12 protein-coding genes are annotated in these 14,634 nt (G+C 74.7%); 9 read left to right on the plus strand and 3 right to left on the minus strand.

All coding sequences use genetic code 11. The features are described 5' to 3' along the window. The first annotated feature begins 116 nt into the window (after positions 1-116). Positions 117-1,448: an RNA 5'-3' helicase PhoH2 gene (gene phoH2, locus BJ982_RS11900; RefSeq protein ID WP_239123103.1), complete on the plus strand. Its 1,332-nt coding sequence runs from the start codon at positions 117-119 to the stop codon at positions 1,446-1,448. Between the two features lie 13 nt (positions 1,449-1,461). On the opposite strand, the gene BJ982_RS11905 is transcribed toward phoH2, so the two are convergent. From BJ982_RS11905 to BJ982_RS11915, 3 genes are read right to left on the minus strand one after another with little or no spacing between them, the layout of a single operon-like run. Next, positions 1,462-2,061 (minus strand): hypothetical protein, encoded by a 600-nt coding sequence (locus tag BJ982_RS11905; RefSeq protein WP_184879506.1) that lies wholly within the window; start codon positions 2,059-2,061, stop codon positions 1,462-1,464. Then, on the minus strand, positions 2,058-3,497 hold the full coding sequence (locus BJ982_RS11910; RefSeq protein WP_184879509.1) for a sensor histidine kinase: 1,440 nt from the start codon (positions 3,495-3,497) through the stop codon (positions 2,058-2,060). Before BJ982_RS11910 ends, BJ982_RS11905 begins: the two co-directional genes overlap by 4 nt. Next, positions 3,494-4,168: a response regulator gene (locus tag BJ982_RS11915; protein ID WP_184879512.1), complete on the minus strand. Its 675-nt coding sequence runs from the start codon at positions 4,166-4,168 to the stop codon at positions 3,494-3,496. The genes BJ982_RS11910 and BJ982_RS11915 overlap by 4 nt, the downstream gene beginning before the upstream one ends. A 398-nt stretch (positions 4,169-4,566) precedes the next feature. On the opposite strand from BJ982_RS11915, the gene BJ982_RS39260 reads away from it, so the two are divergent. From BJ982_RS39260 to BJ982_RS11940, 8 genes are all read left to right on the plus strand, one after another. Continuing rightward, positions 4,567-5,301 (plus strand): aggregation-promoting factor C-terminal-like domain-containing protein, encoded by a 735-nt coding sequence (locus BJ982_RS39260; RefSeq protein ID WP_239123090.1) that lies wholly within the window; start codon positions 4,567-4,569, stop codon positions 5,299-5,301. A 104-nt stretch (positions 5,302-5,405) separates the two neighbouring features. Continuing rightward, the gene (locus BJ982_RS11925) at positions 5,406-7,394 is read left to right on the plus strand and encodes a glycosyltransferase family 2 protein (protein WP_184879515.1); all 1,989 of its coding nucleotides are present in this window, start codon (positions 5,406-5,408) and stop codon (positions 7,392-7,394) included. 187 nt (positions 7,395-7,581) lie between these two features. After that, positions 7,582-10,320 carry a class IV lanthionine synthetase LanL gene (lanL, locus tag BJ982_RS11930; protein ID WP_184879518.1) on the plus strand — a complete coding sequence of 913 codons (2,739 nt, stop codon included), beginning with the start codon at positions 7,582-7,584 and terminating at the stop codon, positions 10,318-10,320. After that, positions 10,317-12,065, plus strand: a complete 1,749-nt coding sequence (locus BJ982_RS11935) for an alpha/beta hydrolase family protein (RefSeq protein WP_184879521.1) — start codon at positions 10,317-10,319, stop codon at positions 12,063-12,065. Before lanL ends, BJ982_RS11935 begins: the two co-directional genes overlap by 4 nt. Before the next feature lie 7 nt (positions 12,066-12,072). Next, the gene (locus BJ982_RS38475) at positions 12,073-12,180 is read left to right on the plus strand and encodes an ALQxL family class IV lanthipeptide (RefSeq protein WP_203959180.1); all 108 of its coding nucleotides are present in this window, start codon (positions 12,073-12,075) and stop codon (positions 12,178-12,180) included. Positions 12,181-12,239: 59 nt separating this feature from the next. Continuing rightward, positions 12,240-12,371 carry a hypothetical protein gene (locus BJ982_RS39265; RefSeq protein ID WP_260324647.1) on the plus strand — a complete coding sequence of 44 codons (132 nt, stop codon included), beginning with the start codon at positions 12,240-12,242 and terminating at the stop codon, positions 12,369-12,371. Positions 12,372-12,542: 171 nt separating this feature from the next. Then, a complete protein-coding gene (locus BJ982_RS38480; RefSeq protein ID WP_203959179.1) occupies positions 12,543-12,668 on the plus strand; it encodes an ALQxL family class IV lanthipeptide in 126 nt (41 codons plus the stop codon). Between the two features lie 196 nt (positions 12,669-12,864). After that, the gene (locus tag BJ982_RS11940) at positions 12,865-14,577 is read left to right on the plus strand and encodes an ABC transporter ATP-binding protein (protein WP_184879524.1); all 1,713 of its coding nucleotides are present in this window, start codon (positions 12,865-12,867) and stop codon (positions 14,575-14,577) included. The last annotated feature ends 57 nt before the right edge of the window (positions 14,578-14,634 follow it).

Raw genomic sequence — 14,634 nt, forward strand, 5'->3', positions numbered from 1 at the left:
ACGAGGAGGGCCGGTATCCGGCGTCGCCTCGCGAGAGCGCGCAGCCGGGCCCGGTCCGTTCACCACCTCATCTGGCAGGGCGCTGCATTCTGGCGCCCGGGGGAGAACGCGTGGCAGTGTCCTCGACCAACCCGTCCACTGAATCCGGTAGCCCGACGCCGTCCAGGCGTACCTACATCGTGGACACCTCTGTCCTCCTGTCCGACCCGGCGGCGATGAGCCGCTTCGCCGAGCACGAAGTCGTCCTACCGATCGTCGTCATCACCGAGCTTGAGGCCAAGCGCCATCACCCGGAGCTGGGGTACTTCGCCCGCAAGGCCCTCCGCTTCCTCGACGATCTGCGGGTACGGCACGGCAGGCTGGACGAGCCCATGCCGATAGGCGAGGGCGGCACCATCAGGGTCGAGCTCAACCACAGTGACCCCGCGATCCTCCCGGCCGGCTTCCGGCTCGGGGACAACGACACCCGCATCCTCACCGTCGCCCGCACCCTCGCCGCCGAGGGCGCCGACGTCGTCCTCGTCTCCAAGGACCTCCCGATGCGGGTCAAGGCCGCCTCGATCGGCCTGACCGCGGAGGAGTACCGCGCCGACCTGGTCGTGGAGTCCGGCTGGACCGGCATGCACGAGCTCCAGGTCACCACCGAGGACATCGAGAACCTGTTCGAGCACGGCACGCTGGACCAGGAAGAGGCCCGCGAGCTGCCCACCCACACCGGCCTGCGCCTGCTGTCGGCCCGCGGCTCCGCGCTCGGGCGCGTGCTGCCCGACAAGTCCGTGCGGCTGGTGCGCGGCGACCGCGAGGTGTTCGGCCTGCACGGCCGCTCCGCCGAGCAGCGCATCGCCCTGGACCTGCTCATGGACCCCGAGGTCGGCATCGTCTCGCTCGGCGGGCGGGCGGGCACCGGCAAGTCCGCGCTCGCGCTGTGCGCGGGCCTGGAGGCCGTCCTGGAGCGCCGCCAGCACCGCAAGGTCGTCGTCTTCCGTCCCCTGTACGCCGTCGGCGGCCAGGAGCTCGGCTACCTGCCGGGCACCGAGAACGAGAAGATGGGCCCCTGGGCGCAGGCGGTGTACGACACCCTCGGCGCGGTCACCACGCCCGAGGTGATCGAGGAGGTCCTCGACCGCGGCATGCTGGAGGTCCTGCCCCTCACGCACATCCGCGGCCGGTCGCTGCACGACGCGTTCGTCATCGTGGACGAGGCGCAGTCGCTGGAGCGGGGCGTCCTGCTGACCGTGCTGTCGCGCATCGGCGCGAACTCCCGCGTCGTGCTCACCCACGACATCGCCCAGCGCGACAACCTCCGGGTGGGCCGCCACGACGGCGTCGTCGCCGTCGTCGAGAAGCTCAAGGGCCACCCCTTGTTCGCGCACATCACGCTCACCCGCTCGGAGCGTTCGCCCATCGCCGCCCTGGTGACCGAGATGCTGGAGGACATCACGATCTGAGCGGCGGCCTCCGTCACGGCGGGAGGTTGACGCTCGGGGCCGCCAGCCGGTGGTACTCCTTGCAGGTGTGCTCGCCGAGGGCCAGCGGCCCCTTGGGCGTCGTCTGAGTGATCTTCACGGCCCAGATCTCCTCGCGCAGCCGCGCGGTACAGGTGATCTGGGCCATCGCCGTCCTGCCCAGCCTGCCGGGACCGTTGACGATCACGTGCAGGCGCAGGCCCACGGGGTTCTCCGGGTCGTTGCGCACGCCGCTGTCCACGCCGTACCGGCCGAGCACGCTCTGCTCCAGCCGGAACCCGCGCAGCGCGGTGCCGAGCCCGTCCCCGGGCTGCCTGCCCACCTCGAACAGGGCCGTGATCAGGTCCTCGACGGCCGGGGACGCCGTGGTGACGTTCTTGGGCGCGAGCCGGCCGCCCCGCAGCAGGTAGATCGTGCCCGCCGCGCCGCGCGCGCTGATCACCGGGGCGGGGCCCGCGTCCGCCACCCGCGTCGGCTCCACCGCGCAGGCCGCCAGCGCGACGGCGCACGTCAGGGCCAGGACGGACCCGGCCGGGCGGCGGGATCCCCCGGGCGTCCCGGCGGTACGCGGTCTCGGCGATCTCAGCGGTCTCATGGGTGGGGTATCCAGAGGGTGAACTGCGTTCCAGGGTCGCACAGCTCCACGCGGATCGTGCCGCCGTGCAGCTCGGCGTTGGCCTTGGCGATGGCGAGGCCGAGCCCGCTGCCCTCGCTGCGCGCGCGGCCCGCGCCCACCTTGTAGAACCGCTCGAAGACGTGCGGCAGGTCCTCGCGGGGGATGCCCTTGCCGCGGTCGCGCACCTTGACCTCCAGCCCGCTGCGCAGCCGCCGCGCCGCGACGGTCACGGGCGGCGCGCCGTGGCGCAGGGCGTTGCCGACGAGGTTGGCCACGATGACGTCGAACCGGCGCGGGTCCAGCGAGAACGACAGCCCCCGCGCGTCGTCCAGCCGCACCCGTCCCGTCCACCCGCGGATCTCCAGGCAGTCGGCGAGCGCCACGCCGACGTCGACGTTCTCCCTGATGAGCAGCGCGGTGCCCGAGTCCAGTTTGCTCGCCTCGATGAGGTGCTCGACCAGCACGCGCAGCCGGTCGATCTCGCGGACCACGATGTCGACGGCCTTGCCGGCGTCGGGAGGAAGGTGCTGGGCCTCCTCGGTGAGCATGTCGGTGACGGCGGTCATCGCGGTGAGCGGGGTGCGCAGCTCGTGGGAGACGTCGGCCACGAACCGCCGCGACATGGCCTCCAGCGCGCGCAGCTCCGAGACGGTCTGCTCCAGCGCCGAGGCCGTGTCGTTGAAGGTCGCGGTGAGGTCGGTCAGCTCGTCGCGGCCGTGCACGGGCAGGCGGGTGTCCAGCCGGCCCGCGCCGAGGGCGCGCGCGGCCTCGCCGAGCCTGCGCACGGGCAGCAGCACGCTGCGCGCGGACACGAGCGCGACCGTCAGCGCGATGGCCAGCGTGATCCCGGACGACTGGGCGAGCGCGGTGCGGAGGCGGACGAGGACGCCCTCCTCCTCCTTGAGGGAGACGAAGACGAAGACGGTCATGCCGGTGGGGCGGACCGCGCCCGTCCTGGTCAGCCGGTGGACCTGCGTGCCGATCAGCAGCCACGGCTCGTTCTTGATCATCAGCCGCTGGCGGACCATGCGGGTGGCCGCCTTCTGGCGCAGCTCGGCCGGCACGTCGGCGAGCCCGAGGGTGGTGCCGCTGCTCAGCCGCTCGCGGTCGCCGTACCGCAGGATGACCTGCCGGTCGGGGCCGTCCAGCGACTCGGCCAGCGCGTTGAGGTCGTTCTCCGACACCGCCGAGTCGGTCGGCCAGAGCAGGTCGCTGGTGCCGATGGGGAGGGAGATGCGCTGCAGCACGTCGCGGACGTCCATGGTGGCGCCGTTCTCGGCCCGCTCCAGCAGCGCCCGGCGGACGAGCTGGTATCCGATGCCCGCGACCAGCGCGGAGGCGGTCACGGCCACCAGGATGAAGGTGATGACCAGCCGGACGCGCAGTCCTGTCGGCCGCCGGCGGCCGAGCCTCACGGCGGGCTGAAGCGGTATCCGAAGCCGCGCACGGTGTGGATGTACACGGGCTCTGCGGGAACGGGCTCGATCTTGGCGCGGATGCGCTGGACGCAGGCGTCCACGAGCCGGGAGTCCGCCACGTGGTTGTGGTCCCAGACCGCGCGCAGCAGGTAGCGGCGGTTGAGCACCTGGCCGGGGTGGCGGACGAGTTCGAGCAGCAGGCGCAGCTCGGTGGGCGTGAGGTGGATCTCGCGGTTGGCCAGCGTGACCTTCAGCGCCCCCCGGTCCACGACCAGGTCGCCGAAGCTGATCCGGTCGGAGGAGGCGGACTCCAGGCGGCGCAGCACGGCGCGGATGCGGGCGTCCAGCACGCGCGGCTCGACCGGCTTGACGACGTAGTCGTCGGCGCCGGCCTCCAGCCCGACCACGATGTCGAGGTCGTCGCCCCGGGCGGTGAGCAGGATGACGGGCAGGGAGTCGAGCCTGCGGATCCTGCGGCACACCTCCACGCCGTCGATGCCGGGGAGCATGACGTCGAGGATCACGATCTCCGGACGGCGGGCGCGCACGTGGTCGAGGGCCTCCTCCCCGGTCGCGTAGGCGGTGACCGAGTGTCCCTGTCGCGTGAGCGCCAGCTCCAGGCCCGTCCGTACGGAGGGGTCGTCTTCTACGAGGAGGATGCCGGCCACCCGCACATTATTGCTGAAAGTCCGTTATCCACTTCTATGTCACGGAACTGTGACGTGGCACCCACGGGACCCCGACACTGGCCCTGCACGCTGGGGACCGTCCGCATCGGTGCGCGCCGGCGTCGACGTGCCCGGATCGGTGTCCTGGGGCAGGGGATCGCACGCCCGCCGTCCCCTGCCGTCCCGGACCCGGACCGCGCGGACGTCACCCCGGGGCGCGTCGCGCTCCACCGCCCTCCGGTGCGGGGATCCGGAGGGCGGGCCGCCGGGGGCCCTGTGACGAAAATCACACTGCCCGCGAAAAGCGCACGTTACCGGCTGGTTAGGTCATCTAACGGGCAAAAAACTTCCACGTTCCGGTTGCGGAGTACCCCCCGGGTCACGGCAAGCTCATCGCCGTGAGCTCAGGTCAGCAGGTTCGCGACAGACAAGGCAGGCGGGACGAGCAGCCACCCCGGCCGCCGCGCGGCCGTGCCCGCCCGAAGCGGGACGGGTCGTGGCTCACCCCCAAGCGCGTCGCGGCGATCGGCCTGTCGGTCGCCGTCGTCGCCGCGCTCGGCGTGTTCACGGTCAAGACCATGAAGGAGAACGAGGCGGCCCCCAGCCGGCCGCTGTCCCTGGACGATCTGACCCGCATGGCCGACGACCCCTTCGCGCCCGACGCCGAGGCCGACGCGCTCAAGGCCACCGCCGCCCAGGCCGCCCGCGCGCGCAACCTCAAGAGCGCCCGCGAGAAGGACGGCCCCGACTGGGACTCCGTGAAGATCGTCAAGGAGGCCCCCGGCGGCGGCGGGTTCAACCCCCAGGCGTTCCCGCCCGGCTCCAAGCCCGACCCCGGCAGCAACAAGGCCATCGGCCAGAGGATGGCCGCCGCCCGCGGCTGGGCGGGCGAATGGGGCTGCCTGGAGAAGCTCTGGGACAAAGAGAGCGGCTGGAACGAGCGGGCCATGAACCGCAGCAGCGGCGCCTACGGCATCCCGCAGGCCCTGCCCGGCAGCAAGATGGCCAGCGCGGGCGGCGACTGGCAGGTCAACCCCTCCACGCAGATCGCCTGGGGCCTCGGCTACATCGCGGCCCGCTACAAGTCGCCGTGCGGCGCCTGGGGCCACTCCCAGTCGGTGGGCTGGTACTGATCGTCGCGCACGCGTCCTGATCAGCGCGAACTCTTGGTCAGGGTTGTTCGACGTTTCGGCAAGCCTGGCCGTCATCCGGCGGCGCCCGGCGCACGCTTGCCCACATGAGTGTGAAGGTCAGCGTGGTTGTGCCGGTATCGGAGCCCGGCCCGGACGACGACGCGTTCGACGCGTGCGTGCGTTCGCTCCTAGAGCAGTCCATGCCGTCGGACGAGTACGAGGTGATCTTCGCCGACGACCGGTCGGGCGACGGCACGCGCGAGCGCCTCGACGCAGTCGCCGCCGTGCGGCCCAACGTGCGCGTCCTGCACCTGGAGCACACCGGGACCCCCGCGCGCGGGCGCAACGTGGGCCTCGCCGTGGCCCGCGGCGAGTACGTCTACCTGCTCGGCCAGCGCGACCGCCTGGAGCGCGTGGCGCTGGAGAGCATGTACCGCACGGCCGCGGAGACCGACGCCGACATCCTCATCGGCCGCGTCGTCCGCGGCGACAACCCGCCCCAGCGGGCCTTCAGCCGTAACCGCGAGCGCGCCGACGTGCTGCGCGACCGGCTGCTCGGCCTGCCCACGGCGCACAAGCTGTTCCGCCGCGCCTTCCTCGACGCCCGTGAGATCCGCTTCCCCGAGATCCAGCCCGAGCTGTCGGAGCAGGCGTTCGTGCTGCGGGCCTACCTGACCGCCAAGGTCATCGCGGTGCTCGCCGACCAGATCTGCTGCCACATCGCCCCGCCGCCGCAGGAGGCGCCCGACCCGCGCGCCTACGCCGCCGGGCTGCGGGCCATCCTCGACATCGTCGACACCCACAGCGAGCCGGGCGACGCCAGGGAACGGCTGTACGCGCACTGGTTCCGCGCCGGCGTGCTGCGCCTGCTCGGCGGCCGTCACCTGCGCACCGACCAGCGGGGAGCGCTGTTCATCGAGCTGCGCGCCCTCACCGCGGAACGGTTCCCCGAGGAGCTGGACCGCCATCTGCCGGTCCATCTCCGCGCCCGGGCCGTCCTCCTCAGGTCCGGCGACCTCGGACGCCTGGTCGCCCTCGGCGAGGCCGCCAGGGGCACCTCCGTCCGGGCGGAGCTGCGCGAGGTGGCCTGGGACGAGGACACCCTGATCATGGACCTCGCGGTCGAGCTGATCGGCCCCGACGGCGCGCCCGTCACCTTCAAGGCCGAGGGCGACCGCCTGCACTGGACCCCGCCCGTGGCCGGCTTCGACCTGCCCGCGCCGCTCGCCGACGTCACCGACGCCGTCGAGCGCGCCCGCATGGAGGTCTACATCCGCCACCAGGACCACGGGCTGATCTTCTTCATCCCCGTCCACGGCGAGGTCTGCCGGGCCCAGGAAGGGGACCGGGTCCGCGTCTGGGCCGTGGGGCGGGCCCGCCTCGACGTCGCCACGGTCGCGCTCGGCCGCCCGCTGCGCCCGGGGGAGTGGGAGGTCCACGTCCGCATGTACACCGGGGCGCAGCAGGCCCGCACCCGCGTCGCCGGGCGGCGCGGCGCGCCGCTGAGCTGCGTCGGCGTCCTGGCCGGACGGCCGCGCAGGCTCGTCATCCCCTGCTGGTCGGAGCAGCGCGAGCTCAGCGTCTGCGTGGAGCCCCGCTCGTTCGCCGAGTCGATCCTCCTGGTCTCGCCCGGCGCCTCGGTCACCCACCGCGAGGGGCACGTCTTCGTCGTCCTCCCCGTCCCCTACGTCCCGCCGAGCGGCGGCCCGCCCGCCGAGCTGGTGCTGCGGCAGCTCGCCGGGCGCGGCCGGACGATCACCGTGCCCGCCCTGGTCGAACCCGGCGTCCCCGGGCGCTTCCCCGGCCAGCTCGTCGCCAAGGTGCCCGTGCGGCGCCTCCCCGGCGAGGGCCACCTCGGCAACGGCCTGTGGGCGCCCCACCTGCGCGTGGACGGCGGCGAGACCGCGCTCCGCTTCACCCTGGAGATGAACAGGGGCCGGGCCAGGATCCAGGCCGCGGGCGAGCCCGGCGCGCTCGCCGTACGCCGCTCGACCCTGGGCAGGCTGCTGGCCCGCCTGCCCGGCGGCAGGTACGCCGTCCGCGCCGCCCACGCCATCCAGGAGCGCTACCTGCCCACCCCGCCCGCCTCCTGACCGGACGGCCCCGCCGCGGCGGGAAGGCCGCTCCGCCAGGACGTATGCCCTGCGTACGCCCGGTGCGCAAGTCGCGTTCAAGGACAGTCCAAGATTGTCACAAGACCGTCGCGGCACCGTAACGGGTGTCCGGACGGCGACGACGCCCGACCCGGACGTACCACTTACGGACGGGGGGCTGTACGGCGTGGACGCAACGCGTGCGGTGGCGGAGCACGGCCCGGAGGGCGACCGCCACCTTCTGGAGGACATCGCCAGGGCGGCGCTGGCCCGCGCCGCGGGCGGCGGCGCCACGTGGCAGGTGCGCCCCGGCACACCGTGGACGCACGTCGCCCCGGCCGGCACGGCCCGCCGCGAGCAGGGCTGGAAGCTGCACGTCTCGGCGACGCCGCTCTCGGCCCCCGTGGTGCTCAGCAGGGCCGCCGACGTGCTGATCCGCCACGAGAGCGCCTTCAAGTTCGCCGCCACGCTCAAGACGACCGCGATGCTGGTCGGCAGGAACTACGAGCGCGGCGGCGCCGGCAAGTTCATCACGGTCTACCCGGCCGACGACGACCTGTTCCTGACGCTGGCGGCGGAACTGCACGACGCCGTCGCCGGGCTGCCGGGGCCGCGGATCCTCTCCGACCGGCCGTGGCGGCCGGGCAGCCCGGTCCACTACCGGTACGGGGTCTTCAGCGGCGTGCGCAGGCTCACCAACGACGGCTCCTACGACGTCGCGCTGCGCGCGCCGGACGGCACGCTCGTCGCCGACCGGCGCGAGGCGTCCTTCACCCCGCCGCCCTGGGCGACCTCCCCGATCCCCGAGCCCGCGGCGGACCCCTCCGCCCCGAAGAAGAGCGCCGTGGTGCTCCTCAACGACCGGTTCGTGGTGCGTGGCGCCATCCGGCACGGCAACAAGGGCGGCGTCTACCGGGCCGAGGACCGGGTCACCGGCGCCGAGGTCATCGTCAAGGAGGCCCGCGCCCACGCCGCCGCGGCGCTGGACGGCACCGACGCCCGCGACCTGCTGCGGCACGAGGCCGCCATGCTGGACGCGCTCGCGCCGCTCGGCCTCGCCCCGCGCCGGATCGACCTGTTCGAGCAGGGCGGCAACCTGTTCCTGGCCGAGGAGATCGTCGCCGGGGAGCAACTGCGGCACTGGATCGCCGGGCGGGCCGCCGCGCTCACCCGCGAGAGCGACGCGCACGCCCGCGGACTCGACCCCGGCACGGCCGTGGCCATGGCCCGCGAGCTGGTCGCGCTCGTCGCCGCCGTCCACGACCGCGGCTACGTGCTGCGCGACCTCAACCCCAACAACGTGATGGTGACCCCGGACGGCGACCTCCGCCTCATCGACCTGGAGATGGTCACCGAGCCGGGCACGCCCGCCGGACGCGCCTACACGCCCGGATACGGGCCGCCCGAGGTGGTGGCGGGCCCCGAGACCGGGCCCGCGCCCGAACGCACCGCCGACCTGTTCTCCCTCGGCGCCACCCTGTTCCACCTGGCCAGCGGGGTGGACCCGGTGCTGCCCCCCGACCTGCCCGCCGCCGAGGCCCGTCCCGTCCACGAGCGGTTCGCGGTCCTGGTGGGCGCGGCCGGACACGTCCACCCCGCGGTCGCGGCGCTGGCCCCGCTGATCCTCGGCCTGGTCGCCCACGACCCCGACGGCCGCTGGAGCCTGGAACGCTCCCGCGCGTTCCTGGCCGCGCCGCCGGCCCACCGCGCCGGCGCGGAGCCGCCCGGCGACAGGCTGCCCGCCGGCGCGCGGGACCTGATGCTGCGGGACGGCCTGGCGCACATCATCGCCACCCAGGCCGCGCCCGAGGCCGAGCGCCTGTGGCCCGCGGGGGCCTTCGGTGACACCACCGACCCGCTGAACGTCCAGTACGGCGCGGCCGGCGTGCTCGCCGTGCTCGTCCGCGCGGCGCGGGGCCGCCCCGAACCGGTGGCCCGCGGCCTGGACGACGCCATCGGCAGGCTCGCCGCGTGGATCGACGCCCGCCTGCGGGACGTCCCCCGGATCCTGCCCGGCCTGTACTTCGGCCGCTCGGGCACCGCCTGGGCGCTGTACGAGGCCGCGCGCCACCTCGGCGACGACGCGATGGCCGGGCGGGCACTCCAGCTCGCCCGGGACCTGCCCGCGACCTGGCCCAACCCGGACGTCTGCCACGGCGCGGCCGGGGCGGGGCTGGCCGTGCTCGGCCTGTGGCGGGCCACCGGCGACGAGGGCTTCGCCAAGCAGGCGATCGGCTACGCCGACGCGCTGGTCATGGCGGCCCGGCGGCGGCCGGAGGGGGTGATGTGGCAGATCCCGCGGGACTTCGACTCCGGCCTGGCCGGGCTGCAGCACTACGGCTACGCCCACGGCGTCGCGGGGATCGGGACGTACCTGCTGCTGGCGGGCGCCGCGCTGGACCGCCCCGCCTACCTGGACCTGGCCAGGGAGGCCGGGGACACCCTGGCCCGCGTGGCGATCGAGGACGGCGACTGCGCCTGGTGGCCGAGCGGCGAGGGCTCCCCGCGGGAGCGCCTGACGCACTGGTGCAGCGGCTCCTCCGGGGTCGGCACGTTCCTGGCCCGCCTCGGCGCGCTGCCCGGCGAGGGCCACCGTCTGCACCTGGCCCGGCGCGCCGCGACCGCCGTACGGCTGGCCCGCTGGCACGCCTCCCCGGCCGCCTGTCACGGCCTGGCGGGCGACGCCCAGTTCCTGCTGGACCTGGCCGACGCCACGGGCGACCCCGCCTACCGGGACTGGGCCGGGGAACTGGCCACGGCCGTCCACGCCCGGCACGCGGTCAGGGACGGCCGGGTGGTCACGCCCGACGAGCACCACGTGGACGTCACCCCCGGGTACAACACCGGCCTGGCCGGCACGCTGGACCTGCTGCTGCGCCTGCGGCACGGCGGCGGCCGCATGTGGGTGCCGGGGGAGGCGTGGTGAGCGCCGCGGCCACGACGGCGGCGCCCGCGCGGATGCGGATCAGCTTCCGGTTCTCCGGCTCCGGCCGCCACGCGGCCTGCCTCACCCACGGGCCCGGCGGCGACCTCGTGCCCGAACTGTGGACCTTCGGCGCCCGCGACCGGCAGGAGACGCTGCCCTCGGCCGAGACCGTGCGCACCCAGCCCACGGCGACCGGCGACGGGCGCGTGCTGCTCCTGCGCGCCATGGACGGCCACCACGTCCTGGGGCTGGCGGCACGGGACGGCGGGCGGTGGGCCGAGCGCACGCTCGCCCCGATCCCCGCGGCGGGCCTGCGGCTGCTGCCGTCCGCGGCCGGGGCCGTCCACCCGCTGGGCCTGGCGGTGCGCACGACCGCGTCCGGCCTCACCACGCTGCTGCGCGTCACCGACCGGCCGCTCGGCCTGGCCCCGATCATGGACCTGCCGGGCCGGTTCACCACCTGCTCGTGGCTGGACGAGTCCGGCACGCTGCTCGCGGGGAACCTGGCCGTGGACGGCGCCGTCACCCCCATCGTCGCCGACCTGGCCCGGCGGACCTGGACGGCGATCGCCGGCGAGGGCTCTCAGCTCGTGCTCGCCCGCGCCGGGCACGCCCTGGTCACCTGCCGCGAGGACGGCGCTCCCTGGCTGGCCTGGGGGCGGCCGGGCGAGACGCTGCCGCTGCCGCGTCCGGGACGGCTGGAGGCGCTGGACGGCGCCGTGCTGCCCGTGGCCGTGGACCCGGAGGGGCGGCGGATCGCGCTCCGGGTGCAGCGGGGCGCCCGCGGCACCCTGGCGATCTACACCCCCGCCGCCGACCGGGTCCGGGAGGTGCCGACCCCGCCGGGCGTCCTGCACCCCGCGGCGAGCTGGTCCCGTGGCGGGCTGCGCGTGGCCTGCAGCACGCCCTCGCTGCCGAGCGGCGTGATCACCGTCGATCCCGACCGGCCGGACCCGATCCGGGTCTCCGGCGGCGAGGCCGCGGCCGGGGACGCCCACCTGGAGACCTTCCCGGGACCCGAGGGCGCGATCGAGGCCGTCGTCTACGGCGACTGGCGTTCGGACGCGCCGCTGCTGCTCGCCCTGCACGGCGGCCCCGAGTCGGCGTGGGACCTGTCGTTCGACCCGGTGTGCCAGGCCATCGCCGCGACGGGGATCACGATCGTGGCCCCCAACCAGCGGGGCAGCGTCGGCTACGGCGACGCGCACCGCGACGCGCTGCGCGGCGCGTGGGGGGTGCCCGACCTCGCCGACATCAGGCATCTGGTGCGCCTGCTGACCCGGCGCAGGCCGCCCGGCGCGCCCGCGCCGATGCTGTACGGCGTGAGCTACGGCGCGTACCTGGCGCTGCTGGCCGCCGCGGCCGATCCCGGGCTGTGGTCGCGCTGCGCGGTGATCGCGCCGTTCCTGTCAGGGCCGCGCCTGCACGCCGAGGCGGCGGAGCAGGTCCGCGCCCTGATCGAGCGGCTGGGCGGGCAGGTCGAGCACCACGACGATCTCGGCCCGCGCGACCTGTACCGGCTCGCGCCCCGCATCACCGCTCCCTTGCTGATCGTCCACGGGGACCGTGATCCCGTCATCCCGGTCGGCCAGTCGCGGCTGCTGTGCGAGCGCCTGGACGCGGCCCGCGTGACGTATCTGGAGATTTCCGGCGGGGGGCATTTCCCGCCGGGCGAGACCGGCCGGGAGCGGGTCATCGACCGGCTCACCGGCTTCCTGACCGCCGACCCCGAGGAGAGGGGGTGACGACACCATGACCGTCGACGTGGACGCCCTGCAGACGCTGCGCGCCGAGGACTTCCAGGGCCTCGCCAGATGTGACTACACCTGCTGGTTCACCTGCTTCTGGACCGAGGACTGAGCCTGGCGGCCGGCCTCGGGCCACGACGGCCACCGAAGAGGGGGAGGAGGTGACCGACCATGACGATCGACGTCGACGTCCTGCAGACGCTGCGCGCGGAGGCCCACGAGGGTCTGATGCGCTGCGAGCAGACCTGCCTGTGGACCTGCATCCAGACGGACTGCGGCTCCAGCTGCTGGATCACGGGCTGACGCCCGAGCGGCGCGCGGCCGGGCCCTGGAAATGGGGCTGACGCGCTGCGAGCGGACCTGCCTGTGGACCCGCATCCGGGCCGACCTCGGCTCAGGCCGCCGGGGCACGGGCCGACGCTCAGCCGCACCCAAGAAATCCGAATCAATTCACCTACGTATAGGAGGAACGCCATGACCATCGACATCGCCGCCCTGCAGACCCTGCCCGAGACCGACCCCGTGGGCCTGCGCGACTGCTGGATCACCTGTGGGTTCAGCCGGACCTGCTCGTCCACCTGCACGATCACGGGTAGCTGACCCGGCCGCGTGACCACCGTCGCGTGATCACCGTCGCCGGTCGCCGTGATCACCACGGCGTGACCACCGTCACGGCCGTCGCCGGCTGATCGCTCTCACGGACCGGGGTTCAGATGGGCGGCGCATGCCCATCTGAACCCCTCGGCGTCATCGCACCTTAGTGAAACGGACACGAGCCGCCTTAAGGGGCAACACTATGCCTTCGTCCCCCCACCCGCACGGCACCGCCCGGGCCGCCGACCGGTTGCTGGTCGCCGCCGCCCTGCGCGCCCCCGGCTGGGGGATCACCCTGGTCGTGGCGGCGGTGGGCAGCGTCGTCTGCGGCCTGCTGCTGCCCGCCGCCCTCGCCGCCGCCCTCGACGGCGTGCTCGCCGGCACCACGGCGGCGGCCTGGAACCTCGCGGTGCTGCTCACCGCGGCCGCCCTGTGCGCGGTGGCGAGCACGGTCGCGGGTGCGGCGTGCGGCGCCGCCGCGGTCTCCCACCTGCGCGTCCGCCTGCTGGGCCACGTGCTGACCCTCGGACCCGCCCGCGCCGCCCGCTTCGCCCCCGGAGACCTGACCAGCCGGCTGACCGCCGGCGCCGCCGAGGCCGCCCAGGCGCCCCTGGCCGTCACCGAGACCGCGCTCAAGGTGGTCTCCGCCGTCTGCGCCCTCGTCGCCCTGACCCTCCTGGACTGGCGCCTCGCGCTGACGCTCCTGGTCACGGTCCCCATGGGGCTGATCATCGTCCGCCGGTTCATGACCCGGGCGTCCGACCTCTTCACCCGCTACCAGGAGATCCAGGGCAGGATCGCCGCCGGCTTCGCCGAGGCCATCGGCGGCGTCCGCACCATCCGCGCCTCCGCCACCCTGCCCCGCGAGGCCGAGCGCATCCTCGCGCCCCTGCCCGAGCTCGCCGCCACCGGGCGCGCCACGTGGCGCTTCCAGCGCGACACCGCCTGGCAGGCCGGGCTGCTGCTCGCGGTCGTCGAGCTGGCCGTGCTCACGGTCGCCGGCCTCGGCGTGGCGTCGGGCCGCCTGACGCCCGGCGCGCTGCTCTCCGCCACCGGGTACACCGCGCTCGTGATGTCCGTCCTCGACGAGGTGGACTCCCTGCTCGGAGTCGCCAAGGCCCGGGCGGCGGCGCGCAGGGTCGCCGACGTGCTCGCCGAACCCGCTCCCACGCACGGCGGGCTCCCCCTGACGCCGGGCGCGCCCGCCGTCACCTTCGAGGACGTCACGGTCACGGCGGGCGAGCGCACCGTGCTTGACAAGGTGAGCGCCGTCGTGCCCGCCGGGTCCGTCTGCGCCGTGGTCGGGCGCTCCGGCGAGGGCAAGAGCCTGCTCGCGGCCCTCGCGGGCGGCCTGGCCGAACCCGCCTCCGGTCGCGTCCTGCTGGACGGGGTCCCCGTCCCGGACGTCGACCCCGGACACCTCCGCCGCCACGTCGCCTACGCCTTCGCCCGCCCCGCCCTCCTCGGCGCCACCATCACCGATCTGATCACCTACGGTGCTCCGCAGGCCCCCGAGGCCGTCGCGGTGGGCGCGGCGCGGGTCGCCGCCGCGGACGCGTTCATCCGCCGCCTGCCCGGCGGCTACGCCACCCCGCCCGCGCGGGCGATGCTGTCCGGAGGCGAGACGCAGCGCCTCGGCCTGGCCAGGGCCGTCGCCCAGGACGCGCCGCTGGTGATCCTGGACGACGCCACCTCCAGCCTGGACACCGCCACCGAGGCCCAGGTGAGCGCCGCCCTCGCGAACGCCTTCACCGGCCGCACCCAGATCGTCGTGGCCCACCGCGCCGCCACCGCCGCCCGCGCCGACCTCGTCCTGTGGCTGGAAGACGGCCGCGTCCGAGCCTCCGGCCCCCACCACGAACTCATGGCCATCCCCGCCTACCGCTCCCTCTTCCAGATCGAGGAGGCGGCATGACACAGAGCCCGAGGAGAGAAGGCGGTATGACACCGGGTTCAGAGGGAGAAGGCGGCA

It is taken from the genome of Sphaerisporangium siamense (assembly GCF_014205275.1).
Classification (GTDB): Bacteria; Actinomycetota; Actinomycetes; order Streptosporangiales; family Streptosporangiaceae; genus Sphaerisporangium; species Sphaerisporangium siamense.

Coding starts and splice junctions, on each gene's coding strand:
- BJ982_RS11905 (WP_184879506.1), bottom strand. CDS start 2,061: ATGAGACCGCTGAGATCGCCGAGACCGCGTACCGCCGGGACGCCCGGG.
- BJ982_RS11925 (WP_184879515.1), top strand. CDS start 5,406: ATGAGTGTGAAGGTCAGCGTGGTTGTGCCGGTATCGGAGCCCGGCCCG.
- BJ982_RS38475 (WP_203959180.1), top strand. CDS start 12,073: ATGACCGTCGACGTGGACGCCCTGCAGACGCTGCGCGCCGAGGACTTC.
- BJ982_RS39265 (WP_260324647.1), top strand. CDS start 12,240: ATGACGATCGACGTCGACGTCCTGCAGACGCTGCGCGCGGAGGCCCAC.
- BJ982_RS38480 (WP_203959179.1), top strand. CDS start 12,543: ATGACCATCGACATCGCCGCCCTGCAGACCCTGCCCGAGACCGACCCC.
- BJ982_RS11940 (WP_184879524.1), top strand. CDS start 12,865: ATGCCTTCGTCCCCCCACCCGCACGGCACCGCCCGGGCCGCCGACCGG.